This is a genomic window from Azospirillum tabaci, assembly GCF_014596085.1.
Taxonomy (GTDB): domain Bacteria; phylum Pseudomonadota; class Alphaproteobacteria; order Azospirillales; family Azospirillaceae; genus Azospirillum; species Azospirillum tabaci.
The window spans coordinates 22,561-37,801 of sequence record NZ_JACCJY010000035.1; the positions used below are offsets into that span (position 1 = coordinate 22,561).

At 71.8% G+C, this 15,241-nt stretch carries 14 protein-coding genes; 10 read left to right on the top strand and 4 right to left on the bottom strand.

The window, feature by feature from the left end:
- Positions 1-78: 78 nt before the first annotated feature.
- On the bottom strand, positions 79-813 hold the full coding sequence (locus H0B54_RS24830) for a cobalt-precorrin-6A reductase (RefSeq protein WP_188262546.1): 735 nt from the start codon (positions 811-813) through the stop codon (positions 79-81).
- 23 nt (positions 814-836) lie between these two features.
- On the opposite strand from H0B54_RS24830, the gene cbiE reads away from it, so the two are divergent.
- Genes cbiE through cobM form a run of 3 tightly spaced genes read left to right on the top strand, consistent with a single transcriptional unit; the run spans position 837 to position 3,228 of the window.
- Positions 837-2,063 (top strand): precorrin-6y C5,15-methyltransferase (decarboxylating) subunit CbiE, encoded by a 1,227-nt coding sequence (cbiE, locus tag H0B54_RS24835; protein WP_188262547.1) that lies wholly within the window; start codon positions 837-839, stop codon positions 2,061-2,063.
- A complete protein-coding gene (locus H0B54_RS24840) occupies positions 2,060-2,470 on the top strand; it encodes a cobalamin biosynthesis protein (protein WP_188262548.1) in 411 nt (136 codons plus the stop codon). The genes cbiE and H0B54_RS24840 overlap by 4 nt, the downstream gene beginning before the upstream one ends.
- On the top strand, positions 2,467-3,228 hold the full coding sequence (gene cobM / locus H0B54_RS24845) for a precorrin-4 C(11)-methyltransferase (protein WP_188262549.1): 762 nt from the start codon (positions 2,467-2,469) through the stop codon (positions 3,226-3,228). Before H0B54_RS24840 ends, cobM begins: the two co-directional genes overlap by 4 nt.
- Positions 3,229-3,350: 122 nt before the next feature.
- On the opposite strand, the gene H0B54_RS24850 is transcribed toward cobM, so the two are convergent.
- Complete coding sequence (locus H0B54_RS24850; RefSeq protein WP_188262550.1) at positions 3,351-4,475, bottom strand: cobalt-precorrin-5B (C(1))-methyltransferase; 1,125 nt, start codon at positions 4,473-4,475, stop codon at positions 3,351-3,353.
- Between H0B54_RS24850 and cobA the strand changes: the two genes are divergently transcribed.
- Genes cobA through bluB form a run of 3 tightly spaced genes read left to right on the top strand, consistent with a single transcriptional unit; the run spans position 4,474 to position 7,275 of the window.
- Positions 4,474-5,280, top strand: a complete 807-nt coding sequence (cobA, locus tag H0B54_RS24855) for a uroporphyrinogen-III C-methyltransferase (protein WP_188262551.1) — start codon at positions 4,474-4,476, stop codon at positions 5,278-5,280. The two genes, H0B54_RS24850 and cobA, sit on opposite strands and share 2 nt — an antisense overlap.
- A complete protein-coding gene (locus tag H0B54_RS24860; protein ID WP_211109539.1) occupies positions 5,273-6,619 on the top strand; it encodes a cobyrinic acid a,c-diamide synthase CobB in 1,347 nt (448 codons plus the stop codon). The genes cobA and H0B54_RS24860 overlap by 8 nt, the downstream gene beginning before the upstream one ends.
- The gene (bluB, locus tag H0B54_RS24865; protein ID WP_188262552.1) at positions 6,616-7,275 is read left to right on the top strand and encodes a 5,6-dimethylbenzimidazole synthase; all 660 of its coding nucleotides are present in this window, start codon (positions 6,616-6,618) and stop codon (positions 7,273-7,275) included. Before H0B54_RS24860 ends, bluB begins: the two co-directional genes overlap by 4 nt.
- Positions 7,276-7,284: 9 nt before the next feature.
- Here bluB and bdcA read toward each other — a convergent pair whose 3' ends face one another.
- On the bottom strand, positions 7,285-7,998 hold the full coding sequence (gene bdcA, locus H0B54_RS24870; protein WP_188262553.1) for an SDR family oxidoreductase: 714 nt from the start codon (positions 7,996-7,998) through the stop codon (positions 7,285-7,287).
- A 148-nt stretch (positions 7,999-8,146) separates the two neighbouring features.
- Here bdcA and H0B54_RS24875 point away from each other — a divergent pair, with 148 nt between their 5' ends.
- Together H0B54_RS24875 and H0B54_RS24880 are read left to right on the top strand one after the other, a co-directional pair.
- Positions 8,147-8,671 carry a TetR/AcrR family transcriptional regulator gene (locus tag H0B54_RS24875; RefSeq protein ID WP_211109540.1) on the top strand — a complete coding sequence of 175 codons (525 nt, stop codon included), beginning with the start codon at positions 8,147-8,149 and terminating at the stop codon, positions 8,669-8,671.
- 127 nt (positions 8,672-8,798) lie between these two features.
- Positions 8,799-9,248: a carboxymuconolactone decarboxylase family protein gene (locus H0B54_RS24880; RefSeq protein WP_188262554.1), complete on the top strand. Its 450-nt coding sequence runs from the start codon at positions 8,799-8,801 to the stop codon at positions 9,246-9,248.
- 43 nt (positions 9,249-9,291) lie between these two features.
- On the opposite strand, the gene pdxR is transcribed toward H0B54_RS24880, so the two are convergent.
- Positions 9,292-10,737 carry a MocR-like pyridoxine biosynthesis transcription factor PdxR gene (pdxR, locus tag H0B54_RS24885; RefSeq protein WP_188262555.1) on the bottom strand — a complete coding sequence of 482 codons (1,446 nt, stop codon included), beginning with the start codon at positions 10,735-10,737 and terminating at the stop codon, positions 9,292-9,294.
- 527 nt (positions 10,738-11,264) lie between these two features.
- Here pdxR and H0B54_RS24890 point away from each other — a divergent pair.
- Positions 11,265-12,728 carry a bifunctional metallophosphatase/5'-nucleotidase gene (locus tag H0B54_RS24890; protein ID WP_343069029.1) on the top strand — a complete coding sequence of 488 codons (1,464 nt, stop codon included), beginning with the start codon at positions 11,265-11,267 and terminating at the stop codon, positions 12,726-12,728.
- Between the two features lie 7 nt (positions 12,729-12,735).
- Positions 12,736-15,240 (top strand): sensor histidine kinase, encoded by a 2,505-nt coding sequence (locus H0B54_RS24895; protein ID WP_188262557.1) that lies wholly within the window; start codon positions 12,736-12,738, stop codon positions 15,238-15,240.
- Position 15,241: the final 1 nt, after the last annotated feature.

Below are 15,241 nucleotides of genomic sequence, written 5' to 3' on the forward strand. Positions count from 1 at the left end.
AAGGTCCGCCTGACGCGTCAGCGCAAGCTACGCTTGCGCGAGAGCGAAGCGGGGGGAGGTCGGGAGGGGGACCCTACTCTACCGCGCCTCCAACCACGCCAACGCCGCCGCCGCGTCGTGCACCTCGGCCACGCCATTACCAGGGGGCCGCTCGACCATCACCACGGGAATGCCCCGGCGGCGGGCGGCCTCCAGCTTCGCTTCCGTAGCGCTCCCGCCACTGTTCTTGCTGACGATGACATCCACCCGATGCTCCTCCAGCAGGGCGCATTCTCCCTCCAGCGTGAAGGGGCCGCGGTCGAGGATCAGGCGGTAATCCGGCAGCTTCGGCGCCGGCTCCGGCGGATCGACGGCGCGGATCAGGTAACGTTTGTCCGGCACCGCCTCGAAGGTCGCGACCTCCTGTCGGCCGATGGTCAGGAAGACGCTTTCGCCAAGCGGGCGCAGAGCCTCGGCGGCGGCCACCATGTCCGGCACGCCGATCCAGCGGTCGCCCTCGCCCGGCACCCACGGCTTGCGGGTCAGCACCAGCAGCGGCACGCCCACCCGCGCGCAGGCCGCCGCAGCGTTGGCGGAGATCTGGTCGGCGAAGGGATGCGTCGCGTCCACCACCGCTGCGACCCCGGTCTCGACGAGGTGCGCCGCCAGCCCCTCCAGCCCGCCGAAGCCGCCGATGCGGGTCGGCAAGGGCGGCAGGACCGGCTGCTTGGTGCGCCCGGCCAGCGACACCGCCGCGTCAATGCGCGGGTGGCCGCCGAGCAGGCGGGCCAGCGCCGTCGCTTCGGTGGTGCCGCCCAGAATCAGCGCCTTCATGCTTGTCCTCCTTGGGGTGCGCCATGATTAGCACAGGACCGGGGCGTTGGCTGAGCGTCGTCGGCATCGGCGAGGACGGGTGGGACGGTCTGTCACCCGCCGCCCGCGCGCTGGTGGAAGGCGCGGACCTGCTGGCCGGCGGCGCCCGCCATCTGGCGCTGGTGCCGGAAGCCGCCGGACAGGAGCGCCTGCCCTGGCCCTCCCCCCTGTCGGACGCCTACCCCGCCCTGCTGGAGCGGCGCGGTCAACGGGTCTGCGTGCTGGCGAGCGGCGACCCGTCCTGGTACGGCATCGGCGCCACCCTGTCGAAACTCGTTTCGGTTGAAGAACTGTCGATCGTTCCGGCCCCGTCATCCTTCAGTCTGGCTGCTGCCCGCCTGGGCTGGCCGTTGCAGGAGTGCGGCACATTGACGGTGCATGGCCGCCCGTTGGAGCTGGTCATTCCGTATCTGCAACCGGGCGCGCGGCTGCTGGTTCTGTGCTGGGACGGAACGACCCCGGCCAAGCTGGCGGCGCTGCTGACGGCGCGCGGCTTCGGACCGTCGCGCCTGACGGCTCTGGAATCCATGGGTGGACCGCGCGAGCGCAGCATCGTTGCGACGGCGGAAGAGTGGCCGGCGGAGCGCGTGGCCGACCTGAACACGCTGGCGGTGGAGTGCCTCGCCGCGCCCGGCGCCCGCGCCCTGCCCCGCACGCCGGGCCTGCCCGACGACTGGTTCGAGCATGACGGCCAGATCACCAAGCGCGAAATCCGCGCCGTCACCCTGTCCTGGCTGGCGCCGCGCCGCGGCGAGCTGCTGTGGGACATCGGCGCCGGCTCCGGTTCCATCGGCGTCGAATGGATGCTGAGCGACCCGACCAACCGCGCCATTGCGGTGGAGCACAAGGCCGACCGCGCCGCCCGCATCCTCGCCAACGCCGCCGCCTTCGGCGTGCCAGGGCTGGACCTGGTGCGCGGCAAGGCGCCGGAGGCGTTGGACGGGCTGCCGGCGCCGGACGCCGTGTTCATCGGCGGCGGGCTGACCAACGACGGGGTGCTGGACGCCTGCTGGTCGGCGCTGAAGCCCGGCGGGCGGATCGTCGCCAACGCTGTGACGCTGGAGAGCGAGGCGATGCTCATCGCCACCCACAAGCGGCTGGGCGGGCAGTTGTCGCAGATCGCCGTCAGCCGCGCCGCCCCCATCGGCGGCTTCACCGGCTGGCGCCCGCTGATGCCGGTCACGCTGTGGCTGGCGGAGAAGCCGCAGTGACGGCGGATCGATTCATCGCGGCGGGAATCGGTTGCCGGGCCGGCTGTCCCGGTGACGAGATCGCCGGGCTGCTCCGCTCCGCCTTCGAGGAGGCCGCGCTGGACGAGGCCGCGCGCCGCGCCGTGCAATTGGCGGCACCGATGCGCAAACGCAACGAGGCCGGGGTGGCGGAGGCGGCACGCCTGCTCGCCCTGCCGCTGCGGTTCGTTGACGATTCAGCGTTGGCCGCGGCGCAGGACCGGGTGCAGACCCGCTCCGCCCGCGTCAAGTCCGCCGTGGGCGTCGCCTCGGTCGCCGAGGCCGCCGCCCTGGCCGCCGCAGGGCCGGGCTCCACCCTTCTGCTGCCGCGCCGTTCCACCCCGCGCGCCACCTGCGCGCTGGCGATTTCTGGGGAAGTTTCCGCATGACCGTGCATTTCATCGGCGCCGGACCGGGCGCGCCCGACCTGTTGACCCTGCGCGGGCGCGACCTGATCGCGTCCTGCCCGGTCTGCCTCTACGCCGGGTCGCTGGTGCCGAAGGAGATCATCGCCCACGCCCCGCCGGGCGCCCGGATCATCGACACCGCCCCGATGACGCTCGACCAGATCGTCGCCGAGTTCACGGCGGCGCACGCGGCCGGGCAGGACGTGGCGCGGCTGCACTCCGGCGACCTGTCGGTCTACAGCGCGCTCGGCGAGCAGACGCGGGCGCTGCGGGAACTGGGCATTCCCTACGACATCACGCCGGGCGTGCCGGCCTTCGCCGCGGCCTCGGCCGCGCTGGGGCGGGAGCTGACCCTGCCGGAGGTCAGCCAGACGCTGATTTTGACACGGACGGAGGGCCGCGCCTCCGCCATGCCGGCGAACGAGACTTTGGAGGTTCTGGGGCGGTCGGGCGCCACGCTGGCCATCCACCTGTCGATCCACGTCGTCGACCGGGTGGTGGAGCGGCTGACCCCGCTCTACGGCGCGGACTGCCCGGCGGCGGTGGTCTACCGGGCGACCTGGCCGGACGAGCGCGTGCTGCGCGGCACGCTGGCCGACATCGCCGCCCAGGTGGCGGACTCGCCGATGGAGCGCACCGCCCTGATCCTGGTCGGCCCGGCGCTGGGTGTGGAGGATTTCCGGTGCAGCGCGCTCTACGACGGGTCGCATGTGCGCCGCTACCGGGGGCTGGGGGAGTGAGGAAGCTCTTTTCTTCCTCTCCCTGGGGAGAGGGGCGGGGTGAGGGGGTCCGGCGGTTGCTGAACGTTCCGGTCCCCCCTGAACCCCCTCACCCTAACCCTCTCCCCAGGGGGGAGAGGGGACTAGGACCCCGCCCACCCGGACGTTCCGACGATGTTGCCCTGGCGGTCGGTGACCAGCACCTCGACCGACACGGGGGCGCCGTCCAACGTGTCCAGCGCGGTGCGCTGCGCCAGTACCGCCACGCGGTCGGCCAGCGGCAGGCCGGCCTCCTTGGCGATGCCCAGGACCTGCGCGGCGGTGTTGGCGCTCCGGGCTTCCGCCACGGTGTCGGGGTTGGCACCCAGCTCGGCCATGCGGTCGGCCAGCCAGTCGAGATCGACGTTGCCGCGCTTGGAGTGCAGATCGAGCAGGCCGCGCGCCAGCTTGCCGAACTTGGCGAAGCCGCCGCACAGGGTCAGGCGCGGGATCGGGTGGCGGCGCAGGTACTTCAGCGTGCCCCCCGCGAAATCGCCCATGTCGAGCAGCGCGTGCTCGGGCAGGCCGTAGCGCGCGACGACCGCCTTTTCCGAGGTGTCGCCGGTGCAGGCCGCAACGTGGCCCAGCCCCGCCGCCCGCGCTACGTCGACGCCGCGCTGGATGGAGGCGATCCAGGCAGCACACGAATAGGGCACGACGATCCCCGTCGTCCCCAGGATCGACAGGCCGCCGAGGATGCCCAGACGCGGGTTCATGGTGCGGCGGGCCAGCGCCTCCCCATTCTCCACGGAAATTTCGACAATGACGTCGGGGGCCTCGCCGGCCAGCGCGGCGGCCTCCTCGACCGCTTGGCGGATCATCGCGCGGGGCACCGGGTTGATGGCCGGTTCGCCGACGGGGACCGGCAGGCCGGGGCGGGTCACCGTGCCCACCCCCTCCCCCGCGCGGAAGACGACGCCCTGGCCGGGCTGCCCGCGGCTGACTCGGGCGCGGATCAGCGCGCCGTGGGTCACGTCCGGGTCGTCGCCGGCGTCCTTGACCACCCCCGCCGCCGCCCAGCCGTCGCCGCGCTCCGTCCAGGCGAGCGCAAAGGCTGGCGTCTGGCCGCCGGGCAGGGTTACCGTCACCGGATCGGGAAAGTCGCCGGAGAACAGCGCTCCGCAGGCCGCGCGCGCGGCGGCGGTGGCGCAGGTGCCCGTCGTCCAGCCCCGCCGCAACGTTTTCCCGTCGCCGTCCACACCGATTTCCGTCGCTGAGTGCTCGTCCATGACCGCAGAGCCGTCGCCCGACTCCCTTTCTCTTCCTTTGGAACTGGCCGACTTCCGGCCCGGCAGCGTGTGGCTGGCGGGGGCCGGTCCCGGCGACCCCGGCCTGCTGACCCTGCTGGCCCTGCAAGGTCTAAGGCAAGCCGACGTGATCGTCCACGACGCGCTGGTCGGTGAACGGATCATGGCGCTGGCGGCGCCCTCGGCAAGACTGGAGTTCGCGGGCAAACGCGGCGGAAAGCCCTCCGCCCACCAGGACGACATCACCAACCGCCTGATCGAGCTGGCGGGCGAGGGGCACCGCGTGCTGCGGCTGAAGGGCGGCGACCCCTTCGTCTTCGGGCGCGGCGGGGAGGAGGCGCAGGCTCTGGCCGAGCGGGGCATCCCCTTCCGCATCATCCCCGGCATCACGGCGGGCATCGCCGGCCCGGCCTACGCCGGCATTCCGGCCACCCACCGCACGGCGAACCAGGCGGTGATCCTGGCGACCGGCCATTCCTGCGCGGGCGGGCCGGACTGGAAGGCGCTGGCCGCGACGGGCGCGCCGCTGATCCTCTACATGGCCTGGAAGGGCCTGCCCGGCATCGCCGCCGCGCTGATGGAGGGCGGGCGGCCCGCCGACACGCCGGTCGGCGTGGTGACCGACGCGACGACCGAGCGGCAGCGCGTGCTGGTCACCACGCTCGGCACCTGCGTCGCCGACCTGGAGGCGAGCGGGATGGAGCCCCCGGCCATCATCGTGATCGGCGAGGTGGTGCGGCTGCGCCCCGTGCTCGACTGGCTGCCCAAGGAGCTTCCCCATGGCTGAGGCCCCTATGTCTGAGGCTGCGCCACGCGGGCTGATCGTCGGAGCGCCGGCGTCCGGCACCGGCAAGACCACCGTCACGCTGGGGCTGCTGGTCGCGCTGAAGGCGCGCGGCCTGCGCGTCGGCGCGGTAAAGGCGGGGCCGGACTACATCGACCCGGCCTTCCATCAGGCGGCAACCGGGCGGCCCAGCGTCAACCTCGACAACTGGGCGATGGGGCCGGACCTGCTGGACTCGTTGGCCCGCCGCGCCGGGGAGGGCACCGACCTGCTGGTCTGCGAGGCGCTGATGGGCCTGTTCGACGGGGTGGCGGGCGTCGGGGCGACCGGCACCGGGGCCACGTCGGAGCTGGCCGCCCGCACCGGCTGGCCGGTGATCCTGGTGGTCAACGCCAAGGGCCAGTCGCAGTCCGCCGCCGCCCTGGTCAAGGGCTTCGCCACCTACCGCGACGATGTGCGGATCGGAGGGGTGATCCTGAACAACATCGCCAGCCCGCGCCACCTCGCTTTGGCCGGTGGCGCCATCGAGGCGCTGGGCATCCCCGTCCTCGGTTCGCTTCCCCGCACCCCCGATGTGATCCTGCCCGAACGCCATCTCGGCCTGATCCAGGCGGAGGAGACGGCGGACCTTCAGGAGCGTTTGGCGGCGCTGGGCCGCTTCATCGCGCAGCATGTCGATCTCGACCGGGTGGCGGCACTCGCCGCCCCCTCCCGCGCGCCGGAAGGGAGCTTTGCCCCCGCCCTGCCGCCACTGGGCCAGCGCATCGCCATCGCGCGCGACGCCGCCTTCACCTTCGTCTACCCGCACCTGCTGGAGGGCTGGCGCGCGGCAGGCGCCGAGGTGACGCACTTCTCGCCCCTGGCCGACGAGGCGCCGCCCGACGACGCGGACGCCGTCTATCTGCCCGGCGGCTATCCCGAACTGCACGCCGGACGGCTCGCCACCGCCGGACGCTTCCGCGACGGCATGCATCGCGTCGCCGCCCTCGGGCGCCCGGTCTATGGCGAGTGCGGCGGCTACATGGCGCTGGGCGAATCGCTGGAGGACGCGGCGGGCACCACCCACCCGATGCTCGGGCTGCTGGGGGTGCGGACCTCCTTCGCCAAGCGCAAGCTGCACCTGGGATACCGGCGCGCCGTCCTGCTCGGCGACACGCCGCTCGGTCGGTCGGGCACGGCGCTGCGCGGGCACGAGTTCCACTACGCCTCGATCCTCGACCGTGGGTCCGACGAGCCGCTGGTCACCGCCACGGCGGCGGACGGGTCGGACCTCGGGCCGCTCGGCGGGCGGCGGGGCAGCGTCTTCGCCTCGTTCTTCCATGTGATTGCGGCGGACCGATGAGCGACCACGCCTTCGCGCCGGAGGAGCGGGACGCGCTCTACAAGGCGATCTTCTCGCGCCGCGACGTGCGCGGGCAGTTCGCCCCCGATCCGGTGCCCGAGGAGGTGCTGACCCGCGTGCTGACCGCCGCGCACCACGCGCCGTCGGTCGGCTTCATGCAGCCCTGGAACTTCATCGTCGTCCAGGACCCGGCGGTGAAGGCCCGCGTGCACGCCGATTTCTCCCAGGCCAACGAAGAGGCCGCCGCCCTCTTCACCGGGGAGCGCAAGGCGCTCTACAGCCGCCTGAAGCTGGAAGGCATCCGCGAAGCGCCGGTCAACCTGTGCATCACCTGCGACCGCGAGCGCTCCGGCCCGGTGGTTCTGGGGCGGACGCACATCCCGACCATGGACCTCTATTCCTGCGTCTGCGCCGTGCAGAATCTCTGGCTGGCCGCGCGGGCGGAAGGGTTGGGCGTCGGCTGGGTCAGCATCCTGCACGAGGACAAGCTGCGCGAAGCGCTGGGCATCCCGGAGCGGATCGTCCCGGTGGCCTATCTCTGCCTGGGCTACGTCTCCCATTTCCACGAGACGCCGGAACTGGAGAAAGCCGGCTGGCGCAGCCGGCTTCCCCTGGAGGACCTCGTCTTCCGCGACCGCTGGGGTGAGAGGACGTAGGAACCGCCGTCAGGCTCCGAAGCCACCGTCGATGGTCTGGAACGAGCCGGTGATCATCGCGCCGTGCGGGCCGGCGATGAAGGCGGTCAGTTCGGCGACCTCGCTGGCGTGGGCGTAGCGCTTGATGGCCATGAAACCGCGCATGGCCTCGGCCATCGGACCGTCGGCCGGATTCATGTCGCTGTCGGTCGGCCCCGGCTGGACGGCGTTGACGGTGATCCCGCGGTCGCCGAAGTCGCGCGCCAGGCCGCGCACCATGCCCTGGACCGCCGCCTTGGTGAGCGCGTAGGCCGCCCCGCCCGCGAAGGGCATCCGGTCGCCGTTGACCGACCCGATGACGATGATGCGCCCCGGCCCGGTCATGTGGCGCGCCGCCTCGACCGCGGCGTGGTAAGGCCCGCGCACGTTGATGTCGATCATGCGATCCACCGCGTCGGGGTCGAAGGTCAGCGGATCGCCGATCACCGCCACCCCGGCGTTGACGACCAGCACGTCCAGCGCGCCCCGCCCGGCCACCGTCGCGATCAGCGCGTCGCGGTCGGCGCTGTCGGTGCGGATCGCCTCGGACCCGGTCTCGGCGGCCAGCGCCGCAGCGGCCTCCGCCGAACCGGCGTAGGTGAAGGCGACGCGCCCGCCGCCCGACGCGAAGCGCTGGACGATGGCCTTGCCGATGCCCCGGCTGCCGCCCAGCACCAGGATGTTCTTTCCCGCGAAGTCGCTCATGATCGGTTCCTTGAATTAATGTAGTGACCGCTATATAAAATCGGCAGAGGGCATCGCGCAAGGTTTTTCTATAGTGACCACTACAAAAAAATTGGAACCGCGTGGACGGCGTCGTTCCTTCGACGTGGACGAGGCGGTGGAGACGGCGATGCGACTGTTCCACGCCCGCGGTTACGACGCGGTCGGCGTGGCCGAGCTGGGCGCCGAGCTGGGCATCAAGCCGCCGAGCTTCTACGCCGCCTTCGGCAGCAAGGCCGGGCTGTTCGAACGGACCCTGCGCCGCTACGCGGCGGGCGAGGCCAACGTCTTCGCGCGGGCGCGGGCGGAGGGCGGCGACGTGGCGACGGTGATCGGGCGGACGCTGGCGCTCGCCGCCGCGCTTTATCCCGGCCAGGGCGGGACGGCGGGGTGCCTCGTGCTCGACGGCGCGCGCAACAGCGCCGACCCCGAGGCGCAGGCCCTGGCCGATGCGGCCAAGCGGGAAGGCCGCGCCGCGGTCCGCGACTTCATCGCCACCGAAGCGCCGGACCGCGCCGACGCCCTGGCCGATCTGGTGGTGGTCACGATGATGGGGATGTCGGCGGCGGCCCGCGACGGCGCGGACCGGGGCAGGTTGGAGCGGGTGGCCGCCATGATGGACCGGGCCTTCCGCCGGGAGCTGTCGGGCGCCTGACGGTTCCACCCTGCGGAGGATGGTACAGGATTTCCGTCATGTCTTGGTCCTTACGACTGATCGGTGGGCGGTGCAGGATCAGCGGCAGCCGGGAACCTCCCGCATCCCTCCTTGAGGACCAACCGCCATGTCCCCGCGTCTCGACTACCACGCAACCGCCCCTGCCGGCATGAAGGCCCTCGCCGGCGCGCATGGCTACATCGGCCAGTGCGGGCTTCCGGTCACGCTGATCGACCTTGTCTACCTGCGCGTGTCGCAGATCAACGGCTGCGCCTATTGCATCGACCTGCACAGCCGCGATCTTCTGAAGAACGGCGTCACCATCGACAAGCTGGTGCTGGTTCCGGTCTGGCACGAGGCCGAAACGCTGTTCACCGACCGCGAGCGCGCCGCGCTGCGCTGGGCGGAGACGGTGACGCGGGTGGCCGAAACCGCCGTCCCGGACGCGGAGTTCCAGGCGGTGTCGGCCCTGTTCTCGGAGAAGGAGGTGGCCGACCTGACGATCGCCATCGGCCTGATGAACCTCTACAACCGCCTCGCCATCAGCTTCCGCACGGTTCCCTCTGCGGCCCGCTGAGCGTGGTCCCCCGGGTCAGCCATACCGGGTCAGCCATACCGGGTCAGCCATGCCGCTTCACCAAGCCGATCAAGCGGCGGCAGTCGTCGGACAGGCGCCGGTCCTGGAGGTTGGTGATGCCAAGCAGCAGACCGCGGGGGCGAGCGGCCTCCGGGCCATCGGCGTACCAGGGCGACAGCGGCACCGGCGCGAGGCCATCCGCCTGCGCCGCCGCGGCGATGGCGATGTCGCGGCTGCCCGGTGGCAGGACCAGCCGGACCGACAGGCTTCCCGACGCCTCCACCGCCATCGGCGACTCCGCACCCGCGGCGTCGCGCAGCGCCGCCAGGAGCGTCTGCTGGCGGACGGCGTAGAGCCGCTTCATCCGGCGCAGATGCCGGAAGTAATGCCCGCCCGCCATGAAGTCCGCCACCGCCCGCTGCATTCCTGCCGCCGAGGCCGGGGACAGGCAGGCGGCGGCCTCGCCGAAGAGACCGGCCAGCCCCGGCGGCACCATCAGGAAGCCGAGCCGCAGCGCCGGGGTGATGGTCTTGCTGAAGGTGCCGGCGTGCAGCACCCGCCCATCCCGGTCGAGGGAGGCCAGCCCCGGAGCGGCCCGGCCCTTCAGCTGCAGTTCGCTGAGATAGTCGTCCTCGACGATCCATGCCCCGGCCCGCGACGCCCAGTCCAGCAGGGCAAGGCGGCGCTGCAGCGTCATGGTCACGCCGAGCGGCGCCTGCTGGCCGGGCGTCACCACGGCCAAGCCCGCCGCTGGGGCCCGCGCGAATCCCGCATCCACGTCGATCCCACCGCCATCCGCCGGCACGGGAACCACGGTCATGCCGGCGAGGTGGAGGGCGCGGCGGGTCAGAGGAAAGCCGGGCTCCTCCATCCAGGCGGTGGCGCCGTCCAGCCGCAAGGCGCGAATCACCAGGCCGAGCGCGCCGGAATAGCCCGCCGTGATGAAAATCTGCTCCGGCGTGCAGCGGATGCCGCGGGCGATGGCCAGCACGGCGGCGATCTCGCGCCGCAATTCCGGATGGCCGCGAGGATCGGGATAGCCGACCGGAGCCGCCGCCGCGGCACGCGCCGCCCGCCCGACGATCCGGGACCATAGCGTGAAGGGGAAGGCGTCCTGCGCCGGCACACCCATCTGGAAGGGCAGCGGCGCCCGCTCGACATTTGAAAACAACTCCGGGAAGGACGGAGCCTGGACCGGCCCATCGGGGGACGGCCCCGCCATGGCCCCCTCGGCCACCCGCGTGCCCGCGGCGCCCAGGCCGACTGCAAGCTGTTCGTCAATCAGCCGCTCATAGGCGTCGCGCACCGTGCCGCGGGACACCCCGAGCTGTACAGCCAGATCCCGCCAGGACGGCAACCGCGCCCCTCCGGCCAGCCGGCCATCGCGGATGGCGTCGCGCAAGGCGGCGTGGATCTGTGCAGACAGCGGAACCTTCGCGGTTCGGCTGAGGGCGATGTCCAGAGTTTCCGGCAGCGGCAGGGCGGGCATGGGCCGCAGGATAGCGCAACCCTGCCCGTCCGCTATCCACCGCAAGCCTCCCCGGTTTTACGCCGGCTGGCCCCGGCGTCCGGCGCATCGCGGACGAAAAAAAGGCCGGAGCAACCGCTCCGGCCTTGAGTCTAGGGAGGAAACGCCCCGAGAATGGGCTGGCGGAGAATAGGGGCACCCCTTTCGAAGTGGTATTACCAATGCGGAATGGGTGCGGTGCAACATCCGCATAGGCCGAAATTTCCCTGTAAATACTATGGCCTTTCGGCATTACCGATTCGCCGCGGCGTTCGGGTGTTGTCCCCTCGCGGAACGGGGCGATTTGTCATCCTCGGTACAGCTTCACCACCGTCGCGCGAACGCGCATAATCCGGCGCGGAACTGGGGGGTGCGGCCCACGGTGGTGACGGCCGTGCGGGTGCTGGATGGGGAACGACGGCATGGGATTCGGCAGGGGCGTCTGGTTGCGCCCGGTGTTTGCGCGGGTTCTCGGAATCCTGGCTTGTGGGATGTTGGCTGGCGGGAGTGTGGCCTGCGGAACCGCGTGGGCGGACCCCGCCCGCTTCACCATTCTCTACGCCCACAGCACGACCGAACTGGAGGATGTCCAGGGTCGCGGCGGCATCGCCCGGCTCGCCGCGCTGGTCCGGCAGGAACGTGCGGCGGGTGGTAGCGTGTTGGTCCTGCACGGCGGGCAGGCGCTTGCCCCCTCCGTCCTGTCCTTCTACGACCAGGGGGCGCACGTCATCGACCTGCTGAACGGGGTCGGCATCGACGCCATGGCGGCGCTGAACCGGGAATTCCATCACGGCGACGACGTGCTGATGACCCGCGCCTTCGAAGCGAACTTCCCCATCGTCGTCTCCAACGCGGTGGACCGCCAGACCGGCAAGCCGCTGGACGGGCTGGAGGACCGGGCGATGCTCAACGCCGGCCCGCTGCGCGTCGGCGTTCTGGCCGCGGCGCCGGCGCGGACGGGGGAGATCACCCGCTCGCCACGGACCGATTTCCTGCCGCCGGGTCCGGTCCTGGCGCGGAAGGCGAAGGACCTGCGCGACGCCGGGGCCGATCTGGTGGTGGCGCTGACCGGTGACTCCGGCGGCACCCACCGCGACGTGATCGCCTCCGGCGCCGCCGACATCGTGCTCTACCAAGACCGCGGGCGGGTGGTCGCGGTGGATTACGACGGCAAGACCCTGAACGCGACGGTCGAGCCGCAGGCCGCCTGGGTGCTCGCCCTGGACGTCACTGCTGAAAAGGTGACCAAGGGCGGCGCCACGCGCACCGCATGGAGCAGCGGCGTGCGCGCCATCGACACCGCCACCGTGGCCCCGGATACGGCGCTGGACGCCCAAGCCAAGGCCTACCGCGCGCGGCTCGACAGCATGCTGGGCATGCAGGTGGGCCGGCTTGACGCGCCGATCGACACGCGGCGCGAGGCGGTGCGCGCCAGCGAGAACGCCTTCGCCAACACCGTCGCCGACGCTCTGCGCGAGGCGATGGAGGCCGACGTGGCGCTGATCAACGGCGGCTCCTTCCGCGGCGACCGCGCCTATGCGGCGGGCACGGTGTGGACGCGCCGGGACATCCAGACCGAATTCCCCTTCCACGACACCGCCGTGCTGATCGAGGTCACGGGGCAGCAGCTGCGCGATGCGCTGGAGTTCGGTTTCTCCGGAATCGAGCAGTTGCAGGGCCGCTTCCCGCACCTGTCCAACGCCCGCGTCACCGTCGATGCGTCGCGCCCGCCCGGCCAGCGGGTGGTGGCTCTGACGGTGGGCGGCAAGCCGGTGGAGCCGCTGGTCCGCTTCCGGCTGGCCACCGGCAGCTATCTCGCCAACGGCGGGGATGGCTATGCGATGCTGTCCACCGCCCCGCGGCTGGTGGACGACCGCGACGCGGATTTCGTCTCGACCATCCTGGCCAGCCGGATCGCCCGCACGGGCGGCTTCGCGCCGCGGCTCGACGGTCGCCTGACGGTCCAGCGGTAACCGCGGAATGGACGCGACCGCCACCAAGACGGCCACGACGCCGCCCACTGACCGCGCCGACGCTGCCGCGCCCCTGCGGCGGCGCCGGCGCGCGCGTGCCGGCATCGTGCTGCGCATCTCCATCGGCCTGACCATCATGACGATGCTGGTCCTCCTGGTCGGGGTCGTGTCGCTGTCCTCCTTCCAGCTGTTCCGGGGAGAGGTGTCGGTCCTCTCCTCCACCACCCTGCCGAAGGTCATCACCAGCGCGGAGCTGCGCGGCTCGCTCCAGAAGCTGGTTGCCCGCTTGCCCGTCCTGGCCGGGGCGGCCACCACCCCGCAGCGCCGGGCCATCTACGACGAACTCATCAGCGAACTGGAGTTCCTGAGGAAGCTGGTGGAACGCATGCGGGACCTCCACCAGCAAGGGGAGCCGGCCGGCGGCGACGATGGCGACGAGTTGCGGCTTCTGGAACAGGCCCAGTCCACCCTGCTGATCCTGGCGGCGACGGTGGCCGACCTGAACGCGGAGGTCGGGCGGCAGATCGAGTCCGGCGCCCGTCAGGCGGAGGCGATCCGCGCGCTGGCCCAGCTGGCCGACGCGCTGGAGCGGCTGCCGGGGGCGGAGCCCGGAACCGGTTTGGCCACCGGTTCGGCCACGGCGGCGCCCGGCGGGGACGGCGGGATGCTGGGCGCCTGGGCGGTGCGGGCGGGCGCGCTGATGGCGCGGGCCGCCGGGGCGATGCAGACGGACCATCTGAACCGGCTGCGGGTGGAGCGCCGCAACGCCGAGCATGCGCTGGCCGAGCTGGGCCGCTTGGCCGCCGCCACAGCCGAGCCGGAGGGGTCCGCCATGGAACGCATCCGGGCCGATCTCGCCACGATCCTGGTGGCGCCGGGGGCGCTGTTCGACAGCTCCGCCGAGCGGCTGCAGGCGCGCAACCGCGCCCAGGCGCTGTCCGGCCAGTCGCGCGTCCTGGTGGAGACGGTGGACCGCTTCACCCTGGCTCTGTTCGACGCCATCCACGACCAGTCCACCGACCGCACCGGCGATCTGGCGGCGATGATTCAGGAGCGTTCGCGCATGGTGATGGTGCTGGGCGGCGCCTCCATCCTGCTGGCCATCCTCGTTCATCTCGTCTTCCGGCGCTTCCTGACCTCGCGTCTGGTGGCGCTGAACGGCGCGGTGCTGGCCCGCCTGTCCGGCAGCGACGCGACGGTGCCGGTGGAGGGCAACGACGAGATCACCGACATCGCCGCCTCCATCCGCTACTTCATCGACGAGATCGACCGGCGCCAGATGGATCTGGCCGACAACGAGCGGCGCTTCCGCGACCTCGTCGAAGGCTCCATCCAGGGCATCATCATCCACCGCGACTTCCGCCCGCTCTACGCCAACGAAGCGTTCCTGCAGATGCTCGGCAGCAGCCTGGACCGGGCGCTGCGGGTGCGGTCGGTGCTCGACTTCATCGCGGAGGACAGCCGGCCGGTGGTCGAGGACAACTACCGGCACATCGTCGCCACCGGCCTGCCCAGCGACCGGCGGCGGCTGCGCGCCCGCCGTCTTGACGGGGCGGAGCGCTGGATCGAATTGACCAGCCGCCGCATCGACTGGAAGGGCGAGACCGCCGTCCAGTCCATCGTTGTGGACGTGACCCGCGAGGTCGAGGCGGAGGCGGCCTTGCGCCGGTCCCGCGACGCGGCGGAACAGGCGTTGCGCGAATTGAAGGAGACCCAGGCCAGCCTGATCCAGGCGGAGAAGATGGCGTCGCTCGGCCAGCTCGTCGCCGGTGTGGCGCACGAGGTCAACACGCCCATCGGCATCACCATCACCGGCGCCTCGCAGCTTGCCCTGCAGTTCGAGGAGCTGACCCGCCAGCTCGCCGCCGGGGCCATCAAGAAGTCGGAGTTCCAGCGCTTCCTGGCCGACGGCGGGGAGATGGCCCGGCTCATCCTGTCCAACAGCACGCGCGCCGCCGATCTGGTGCAGAGCTTCAAGATGGTCGCGGTGGACCAGTCCAGCGACGAGCGCCGCCGGTTCGAGCTGAAGACCTACATCGTCGAGTTGCTGCGCAGCCTGCGCCCGGCCTACAAGGACGTCGGCGGGCTGGACATCGGCGTGGACAGCCCCGACGACCTGGAACTGGACGGTTACCCCGGCGCCCTGTCGCAGATTCTGACCAACCTCGTCCTCAACGCGCTGACCCACGCCTTCACGCCGCACCAACCGGGCCGGCTGACCATCGCCGCCAGCCTGCTGCCGCAGGACCAGGTGGAGCTGACGGTGGCCGACAACGGGCTGGGCATCCCGTCGGACATCCTGCCGAAGATCTTCGACCCCTTCTTCACCACCCGCCGCGGCAACGGAGGCAGCGGGTTGGGGCTGCACATCGTCTACAACCTCGTCACCGGCACGCTGCGCGGCACCATCACCGTGCAGAGCATCCCCGGCGAGGGCACCCGCTTCACCTTGCGCTTCCCGCGCGTCACGCCGACGGCAGGGGCGACGGCGGGAAAGGCCGAGTTGGTGTGAT